General features: G+C 64.7%; 9 protein-coding genes and 2 pseudogenes. 7 read left to right on the forward strand and 4 right to left on the reverse strand.

Features of this window, described 5'->3' with window-relative positions; translation table 11 throughout:
• The coding region (locus MSIMFI_RS28165) for a hypothetical protein (RefSeq protein ID WP_224770185.1) at positions 1 to 211 on the reverse strand (211 nt) is incomplete at its 3' end.
• Between the two features lie 78 nt (positions 212 to 289).
• Between MSIMFI_RS28165 and MSIMFI_RS14045 the strand changes: the two genes are divergently transcribed.
• The 5 genes from MSIMFI_RS14045 (at position 290) to MSIMFI_RS14065 (ending at position 4649) form a co-directional block, all read left to right on the forward strand.
• Positions 290 to 583 carry a hypothetical protein gene (locus MSIMFI_RS14045; RefSeq protein ID WP_224770186.1) on the forward strand — a complete coding sequence of 98 codons (294 nt, stop codon included), beginning with the start codon at positions 290 to 292 and terminating at the stop codon, positions 581 to 583.
• 128 nt (positions 584 to 711) lie between these two features.
• Positions 712 to 1203: a beta-class carbonic anhydrase gene (locus tag MSIMFI_RS14050; RefSeq protein WP_186244141.1), complete on the forward strand. Its 492-nt coding sequence runs from the start codon at positions 712 to 714 to the stop codon at positions 1201 to 1203.
• A gap of 137 nt (positions 1204 to 1340) precedes the next feature.
• Positions 1341 to 2270: a sulfate adenylyltransferase subunit CysD gene (gene cysD, locus MSIMFI_RS14055; protein ID WP_186244140.1), complete on the forward strand. Its 930-nt coding sequence runs from the start codon at positions 1341 to 1343 to the stop codon at positions 2268 to 2270.
• Positions 2270 to 4123 carry an adenylyl-sulfate kinase gene (cysC, locus tag MSIMFI_RS14060; protein WP_191497657.1) on the forward strand — a complete coding sequence of 618 codons (1854 nt, stop codon included), beginning with the start codon at positions 2270 to 2272 and terminating at the stop codon, positions 4121 to 4123. The genes cysD and cysC overlap by 1 nt, the downstream gene beginning before the upstream one ends.
• Positions 4124 to 4172: 49 nt before the next feature.
• A complete protein-coding gene (locus MSIMFI_RS14065; RefSeq protein ID WP_191498192.1) occupies positions 4173 to 4649 on the forward strand; it encodes an Rrf2 family transcriptional regulator in 477 nt (158 codons plus the stop codon).
• Here MSIMFI_RS14065 and MSIMFI_RS14070 read toward each other — a convergent pair.
• Together MSIMFI_RS14070 and MSIMFI_RS14075 are read right to left on the reverse strand one after the other, a co-directional pair.
• Positions 4646 to 5035: a VOC family protein gene (locus tag MSIMFI_RS14070; protein WP_191497658.1), complete on the reverse strand. Its 390-nt coding sequence runs from the start codon at positions 5033 to 5035 to the stop codon at positions 4646 to 4648. The genes MSIMFI_RS14065 and MSIMFI_RS14070 overlap by 4 nt on opposite strands.
• Before the next feature lie 30 nt (positions 5036 to 5065).
• Complete coding sequence (locus MSIMFI_RS14075) at positions 5066 to 5479, reverse strand: VOC family protein (RefSeq protein WP_191497659.1); 414 nt, start codon at positions 5477 to 5479, stop codon at positions 5066 to 5068.
• A gap of 38 nt (positions 5480 to 5517) precedes the next feature.
• Here MSIMFI_RS14075 and MSIMFI_RS14080 point away from each other — a divergent pair, with 38 nt between their 5' ends.
• The gene (locus MSIMFI_RS14080; RefSeq protein WP_191498193.1) at positions 5518 to 6396 is read left to right on the forward strand and encodes an LLM class flavin-dependent oxidoreductase; all 879 of its coding nucleotides are present in this window, start codon (positions 5518 to 5520) and stop codon (positions 6394 to 6396) included.
• Here MSIMFI_RS14080 and MSIMFI_RS14085 read toward each other — a convergent pair.
• Positions 6357 to 7220, reverse strand: a pseudogene (locus MSIMFI_RS14085) (NAD-binding protein); the annotation flags it as partial. The gene MSIMFI_RS14080 and the pseudogene MSIMFI_RS14085 sit on opposite strands and share 40 nt — an antisense overlap.
• Positions 7221 to 7297: 77 nt before the next feature.
• On the opposite strand from MSIMFI_RS14085, the pseudogene MSIMFI_RS28170 reads away from it, so the two are divergent.
• Positions 7298 to 7422: pseudogene (locus MSIMFI_RS28170) on the forward strand (hypothetical protein); the annotation flags it as partial.

The raw sequence follows: 7422 nt of genomic DNA on the forward strand, positions 1-7422 counted from the left end.
CCCCGCCGTCGCGGCCGCCTGCGGCCCCCCCCCCGCTGTCGCAGCCGGCGCCCCGCCCACCCCCGCCCACCCCCCCATCACCCCCGCCCCCCCCACCGCCGCCGGACCGCCGACGCGGGGCGCCGCCCCCGCCCCCCCCCCCGCCGCCATGACCGCCCGTGCCGGCAACACCCGCGGCCACCCCGCGGGTGTTGCCGGCACGGGCGGTCATGGCGGTGAGGGTGGGATCGGCGGCGACACCCGGCTTATCCGTTCCGGCGGCGCTGGAGGCTCGGGCGGTAATGGCGGCATGGGCGGGACTGCCAGTTTCAACTCTAAAACCGGCGAGGTTGGCACCAACGGCAACGGTGGCGTCGGCGGGACTGGCGGCGCAGGCGGTTCCGGCGGGATTTCCTACGGTTATGGCGGAATCAGCAACTTCCTGCAGCACAGTGGCGGGAACGGCGGCGACGGCGGCGATGGTGGTGACGCCGGCTCCAGCATTTTCAGCGCCGCGAAACCCGGCGTCGGCGGCGTCGGGGGCATCGGCGGTGTCGGCGGGTCACTATATGGCCAGAACGGTTCGCCCGGCGCGCCCGGCTAGGAAGCATTCCGATCTGGCTGATCCGCACCAGTGAAATCCTGCTAGCCGGTTGCTACGATCCACGGCGGCTTCTATCTGGCATTTGATCTGCCTAGCAAATTCCATACCGCGAAACCGAGGAGACTTGCGTGACGGTTACTGACGACTACCTGGCCAACAACGCCAACTACGCGAGCACCTTCAAAGGACCGTTGCCTCTGCCGCCAAGCAAACACATCGCCGTCTTGGCTTGCATGGACGCCCGCATCGATGTCTACCGGGTGCTCGGAATCAACGAGGGCGAGTCGCACGTCATCCGCAACGCCGGCGGAGTCGTCACTGATGACGCCATTCGCTCGCTGGCCATCAGCCAGCGACTGCTGGGGACTCGGGAGATCATCCTGATTCATCACACCGACTGCGGGATGCTGACCTTCACCGACGACGACTTCAAGCGCGACATCCAGAACGAGATCGGGGTCAAGCCGCCGTGGTCGGCCGAAGCCTTCCCGGACCCCGCCGAGGACGTCCGGCAGTCGCTGCGCCGCATCGAGAACAGTCCGTTCGTGACCAAGCACGTGTCACTGCGCGGGTTCGTCTTCGACGTCGCCACCGGCAAACTCGACGAGGTCACGCTGTAGCTCGGTCAGCCGGCAGCCGCGCAAGTGCGGCGAAGAACCTTCATTGACAGCGGCGACGACGGCTGGTTCTATAACTGGTAATGATCATAAATATGATCAGTTCTGCCAACTTTATCGGGAATTCCAGTTAGGGAATCATGGCCAGCGACCTGAAGGTCAGCCCCGCGCCCGGGCAGTACGAGTTGAGTCACCTGCGCTTGCTGGAGGCCGAGGCGATCCACATCATTCGGGAGGTGGCTGCCGAATTCGAGCGACCGGTGCTGCTGTTCTCCGGTGGCAAGGACTCGATCGTCATGCTGCACCTGGCGCTCAAGGCGTTTCGTCCGGGGCGACTGCCCTTCCCGGTGATGCACGTCGACACCGGTCACAATTTCGATGAGGTCATCGCAACCCGCGACGAGCTGGTGGCCGACGCAGGCGTCCGGCTAGTGGTGGCATCGGTACAGGACGACATCGACGCCGGCCGGGTCGTCGAGACCATCCCGTCGCGAAACCCGATACAGACCGTTACGCTGCTGCGCTCCATCCGGGAGAACAAGTTCGACGCGGCATTCGGGGGAGCTCGGCGCGATGAGGAGAAGGCGCGGGCCAAGGAGAGGGTGTTCAGCTTCCGCGACGAGTTCGGCCAGTGGGACCCCAAAGCCCAGCGGCCCGAGGTATGGAATCTCTACAACGGACGCCATCACAAGGGCGAGCACATCCGAGTCTTTCCGCTGTCCAACTGGACCGAGTTCGATATCTGGTCCTATGTCGGTGCGGAGAAGGTCAAGCTGCCGTCGATCTATTTCGCGCACCGGCGCAAGGTTTTTCAACGCGACGGGATGCTTCTGGCGGTGCACCGGCATATGCAGCCGCGCGCCGACGAGGAGGTATTCGACGCCATGGTGCGGTTCCGCACCGTCGGCGACGTCACCTGCACCGGATGTGTTGAGTCGACGGCCGCCACCGTCTCGGAGGTCATCGCCGAGACCGCGGTGTCGCGGCTGACCGAACGCGGCGCTACCAGGGCTGATGACCGGATCTCGGAGGCCGGAATGGAAGACCGCAAGCGGCAGGGCTACTTCTGATGGCCGCACCCACTACGCTCCTAAGGCTTGCTACGGCGGGCTCGGTCGACGACGGCAAGTCCACACTGATCGGGCGCCTGCTTTATGACTCCAAAGCAGTGATGGAAGACCAATGGGCGTCGGTAGAGCAGACGTCCAGGGACCGCGGCCACGACTACACCGACCTGGCTCTGGTCACCGACGGTCTGCGAGCCGAACGCGAACAAGGCATCACCATCGATGTCGCCTACCGTTATTTCGCTACTCCGAAGCGGAAATTCATCATTGCGGACACCCCGGGACACATTCAATACACCCGCAATATGGTGACCGGTGCGTCCACGGCTCAGCTGGTAATCGTGCTTGTCGATGCCCGGCACGGATTGCTGGAGCAATCCCGCCGGCACGCCTTTCTGGCGTCGCTGCTGGGCATCCGCCACCTGGTACTCGCGGTCAACAAGATGGACCTGATCGATTGGGATGAAGCGACTTTCGAGTCGATTCGCGATGAATTTCATGCCTTCGCCGCCCGCCTCGACGTGCAGGACGTCACCTCCATCCCGATTTCGGCGTTGCACGGCGACAATGTCGTCGCCAAATCCGACCAGACGCCGTGGTATGAGGGACCGGCGCTGCTATCTCATCTCGAAGAGGTCTACATCGCCGGTGACCGCAACCTGGTCGACGTACGGTTCCCCGTTCAGTACGTCATCCGGCCACACACCCTCGAGCACCAGGACCACCGCAGCTACGCCGGAACTGTGGCTAGCGGGGTAATGCGGCCCGGTGACGAGGTTGTCGTACTGCCGATCGGAAAGACCACCCAAATCACCACCATCGAAGGCACGAACGGTCCGGTGGCAGAAGCGTTTCCACCGATGGCCGTCTCGGTCCGTCTGGCAGACGACATTGACATTTCGCGCGGCGACATGATCGCACGCAGCCACAACCAGCCCAGGGTCACACAGGAATTCGACGCGACTGTGTGCTGGATGGCGGATTCGGCAGCGCTGGAGCCCGGACGCGACTACGTCATCAAACACACCACCCGAACCACGCGCGCCAGAGTGACGGCGCTCGACTACCGGCTCGATGTCAACACCCTGCACCGCGACAAGAGCGTAACAGCGTTGAAGCTCAACGAACTTGGCCGCATTTCGCTGCGCACGCAGGCACCTCTGTTGCTTGATGAGTACACCCGCAATGCCAGCACCGGCTCGTTTATCCTCATCGACCCCGACACCAACGGCACAGTGGCGGCGGGCATGGTGTTGCGCGAGGTCGCGGTGCACCAGGCAAGCCCGAACACCGTGCGGCACAAGTCATTAGTCGCCGTTGAAGATCGCGGGTGTCGGGGCAAGACCGTGTGGTTGACCGGCCTTTCCGGCGCTGGGAAGTCGTCGGTGGCGATGCTGGTCGAAAAGAAACTTCTCGAAAGCGGGACACCTGCTTACGTTCTCGACGGTGACAACCTCCGGCACGGTCTAAACGCCGACCTCGGCTTCAGCATGGCCGACCGTGCGGAGAACCTTCGCCGGCTTGCGCATGTGGCGACGCTGCTCGCCGACTCTGGCCAAATCGTGCTGGTGCCGGCCATCAGCCCGCTGGCCGAGCACCGCGAGTTGGCTCGAAAAGTTCACGCCGACGCCGGATTCGAGTTTTTTGAGGTGTTCTGCGATACGCCGCTGCAAGAGTGCGAGCGGCGTGACCCCAAGGGGCTGTACGCCAAAGCGAGAGCGGGTGAGATCACACACTTCACCGGCATAGATAGCCCGTATCAGCGGCCGAAGAATCCCGATCTGCGACTCACCCCCCAGCGCAACCTCGACGAGCAGGCACAGGCAATCATCGACTTGCTCGGGCCGCGGGCCTAGCAGCAAGCCACAGCAATTTCGCAGAGAAACGGTGGCACAATCGATGACCATGCGGATGTCGGCCAAAGCGGAGTACGCAGTGCGCGCGATGATCCAGCTAGCCACGGCCGACAGCGGTACCTTGGTCAAGACCGACGACTTGGCGCAGGCTCAAGGGATTCCGCCACAATTTCTTGTCGACATCCTGACCAACTTGCGCACCGACCGTCTGGTGCGAAGCCACCGCGGTCGCGAGGGTGGCTATGAACTGGCGCGCCCGGGAAACGAGATCAGCATCGCCGACGTGCTGCGCTGCATCGACGGACCACTGGCCAGCGTCCGCGATATGGGACTCGGCGACCTACCGTACTCCGGACCCACCGTGGCACTCACCGACGTTTGGCGGGCGCTGCGGGCCAGCATGCGGTCGGTGCTAGAGGAAACAACCTTGGCCGATGTCGCCGCTGGCTTGCTGCCGGAACACGTTGCGCGACTCGCCGATGACTATCGGGATCAGGAAAGCAAGCGCCACGGCGCCGCCCGTTAGCCGCCAGACCCATAGGGCCGGGTGAGGATCTCCATCGCATGCCCAGCCGGATCCTGGAAATACACTCCGCGGCCGCCGTCTCTGTGGTTGATCTCGCCGGGTCGCTCGGCGCCCGGGTCCGCCCAGTGCGGCAAGCCGCGCGATGTGATTTTGCCGTAGATCGCGTCGAACTCGTCCTCGGAAACGAGGAACGCGTAGTGCTGCGGCCGGATCTCCTGCCCCTCTGGGATATCGGCGTAATCGAGGCTCGCGTCGTGCTCTAGCCCGACGACCATAAACGGGCCATACGGCGTCGGGCTCGGCAGGCCAAACAGGTCGCTGAGAAACTCCGCCGACTCGCGTTTGTCGCGTGACGCGACAATTGTGTGGTTGAAACTAATAGGCATCTTCTTACCTCTGTTCTTCTCTCCCGGAGATTACTTGGGGGCCGTCAGTTCCAGAGCAATGTTGTCGGGGTCACGAAACTCCAAAATGTATGACGGCCCAATATCTTTGATCGGCTCATGGTCGATGCCAAGATTGTCGAGATGTGCGGCTGCGGCATCTAATTCGGTCTTGCTGCCTACCCGGAACGCGATGTGGTCCAGGCCGGTGCGGTTCTCGTCGAAGCGGTCCGTGGCGACCGGCCGCAGACCCAGCAGCGCGCCGCCGAGGTCGTAGATGACGCCGCCGAACAGGAATCCCAACCGGTGCCGCGTAGCCTCGTCGGCATTCTCGGGAACCTCAATGAGCACGGGCCAACCGAAGACGCTCTCGTAGAACCGCCGGGATCGCTCAATGTCGGTCACCGTGAGCCGGACGTGCGCGATGGACGAGCTGGTTAGGGCCATCAATACCATGCTGCCAGAATCGGTCCGTGGAGATCGGGATGACAATGCCGGTGATGGAACCTGACCTTGATGCGACGGTGCTGCAGAACTGGGCACGTGCGATCGATGAAGGTCCATTCTCGTCACTGTGCTGGGGCGAGCGCATCGCGTTCGATAATCCCGATAGCCTGACCCTACTCGGCGCACTGGCCGCATGGACCGACCGAGTCCGGCTGGTTACCACGGTGATCGTGCCGCAGCTGCACAATGCCGTGATGCTGGCCAAGGGGCTGGCAACGGGGGACATGCTTTCCGGCGGCCGCTTAACAGTGGGAATCGGTGTCGGCGGCAGGCACGAGGACTACCATGCCGCCGGCGCCGACCCAACGACGCAGACGATGCGGGGCATGGCCGAACGCGCGGCGGTGATGCAACGGGTGTGGGCCGGCGAAAAGACGACCGACTCGGTGCGCCCGGTCGGGCCGTCGCCGATCCAGGCCGGCGGTCCGCCGCTGCTCGTCGGCACTATCGGACCGAAGACCGTTCGCAGCGCCGCGGCCTGGGCCGACGGACTGGCCGGTACCACCCTCGACCTCGACGCCACCAAGCAGAATGAGCTGTTCGAGGTGGCTCGGGCGGCGTGGGCCGAGGCCGGCAAGCCCAAACCCCTGTTGGCGACTTCCTTCTGGTTCGCATTCGGGCCGCAGGACCAGGCCCGCGAGCAGGTGCGTGCGCATCTGCGGCGCTACATGAACTGGATCCCCGCCGAGTACGTCGATGCGATGGCGCCGATGACCGGCTGGGCCGGCACTGAAGAGGAACTGGCGGCGGTGTTGCGAAGATTTGCCGACATCGGTGCCGACGAAGTCCACCTCATCCCCACCAGTTCGGATATCAGTCAACTGCGGCGAGCCGCCGAAGTGGCCGCCGAGTTCTGACCTGTCGCCGCTTCGGACAAGCCGCCGCGGATCTGGGACAGCTGTCCTTTGCGCAGCGTCGCGAGCAGCTCGCGATACGGACCGACGAGATAGGCCGTGTCACCGGCGCGCAACTGGGCGTCGCGGCGAGGGTGCAGCCGCACGGGCGCGTCCGGCCGAGTGATCGCGATGACGCGGGTTTGGGTGGACAGTTCCTGCATCGGCAGCCCATCGAGTTCGCTGCCGGCCACTACATGCATCGCGCCGACCATGAAGGAACTTTGCCCGACGGAGAACGTCCCCAGGACTTGCAGCCCCATCGCAGCGCCGATGAACCACGGGGCCGCCAGCTCAACCGTGGACCGAACGTTGTCGAACCCGAAACGCTGCGCCACAGCGCTTCCCAGCGTGCGATCGTATACGCGCAGGCACGTCGAGCTCGGCCGCCGACGACAGGAAGCGGTTGTTCTCGTCGCGCTCAATGACTGCGACGTCGTATCCGGCGGCGGTCAGATCACTGACTACGCGGCTGCCGAACGAACCCAGCCCGACGACGATGACATGGTTGCGCAGATGACGCGCCCGCCGGCGTCCGGCCGAATACGCAAAGCGGCGGGATAGCAGCAGGTCGGCAACGAAGGCGACAAGCAGGGCGGTGGCAATCACGCCGGCAAACATCAACATGATGCTGAACAGCCGCAGCCAGGTGGGCTGGTGGCTAAAGCTGAAGTCGCCACCGCGCGATAAAACATCGGGTTGACGTCGTCCCGCAGGGTGCGTACCGCGTCGGCGATCCGATGCAGCCGGGACCGGCGGGAGCGCGTTGCGCCCGGGGGCGGGGGCTTTGGTGCCGCGGGCCCGCCACCCCGCCGCGGGGCCGGTCCCCGGGGGCCCGGCGCCCCGGCGGCGGGACGACCCCGGGCCGCTGGCCGTGCTGGCCCCGCTGGCCCAGTCACGCCGCGCGATGGCGGCCGTCGCCGGGTTCTCGACCTGGATCATGGTGATCTTCAAGCCCGACGGGTCGCACGGCATGTATTCCTGGCTGCA

It is taken from the genome of Mycobacterium simulans, from assembly GCF_900232995.1.
GTDB classification, from domain to species: domain Bacteria; phylum Actinomycetota; class Actinomycetes; order Mycobacteriales; family Mycobacteriaceae; genus Mycobacterium; species Mycobacterium simulans.